General features: G+C 61.3%; 1 protein-coding gene. It reads left to right on the forward strand.

The window, feature by feature from the left end:
* Nucleotides 1-106 precede the first annotated feature (106 nt).
* Nucleotides 107-952: CorA family divalent cation transporter (locus OP496_RS18070; protein WP_280565346.1), on the forward strand; the 846-nt coding region annotated here is incomplete at its 3' end.

Below are 952 nucleotides of genomic sequence, written 5' to 3' on the forward strand. Positions count from 1 at the left end.
ACGCTCAGCCAAAGCGACGCCCACCTGGTTGATTTTTACGCATATCAGCGATGACTATTTCACTTATGCTTACCGTGCAAGGCCAATCGTCGGCAAGGAGATCCCGATGAGTGACATGGACACCGCGCTGGTGGCCGCCTACCGGTTGAACGGTCAAGGTGGCGGTGAACTATTGAGCGTGAGCGATTTGCAGGCCGCCTGGGCCAGCGATGAGGCCCCTGTGTGGATGCATCTCGACTTTCGCCACGACGATATCGCAAACTATCTCAACGATGTGGCCGAGCTCGACGAGACAGTGGTCGAGGCGTTGCTCGAGGAAGACACGCGTCCGCGCGTGGCCAAGTTCGGGCGCGGCGTCGTCACCACGCTGCGCGGCGTCAACCATAACCCTGGCTCCGCCATGGACGACATGATCTCGCTGCGCGTGTGGATGACACCCAAGCGCATGATTACACTGCGTCGCCGGCCGTTGAAGGCCGCCAGTGATGTCCGTGAACGCCTGGATGCCGGCGAAGGCGCGCGGTCAGCGCCCGACCTCCTCGCCTGGCTGGTCGAGGCACTGGTGGACCAGGTCGGCGACTATTCCCACCAACTCGATAACGCCCTCGGCGAGCTCGAGGAATTGCAACTCACCAAGGGTGATGTCGACGCCGATGACCTCACCCGGCTGCGCCGCCCCTTCATTACGCTGCGGCGTTTCATGGGGCCACAGCGCGATTGCCTCTCGCAGCTTGCCCAGAGCCCTCAGTGGCTTGATGAGGCGACTCAGGTGTCATTACGCGAGAACGCCAACCAGCTCTCGCGCTACGTCGAGGATTTCAGTGCCATGCAGGAACGCGCGCTGATCCTCCAGGAGCAGATCTGGAGCGAGCACAACGAGCAACTCAACCAGCGCATGTACATGCTGGCCATCATCACCACCGTCTTCCTGCCCTTGAGCTTCTTGACCGGA

The organism is Chromohalobacter sp. 48-RD10 (assembly GCF_029889785.1).
GTDB lineage: Bacteria > Pseudomonadota > Gammaproteobacteria > Pseudomonadales > Halomonadaceae > Chromohalobacter.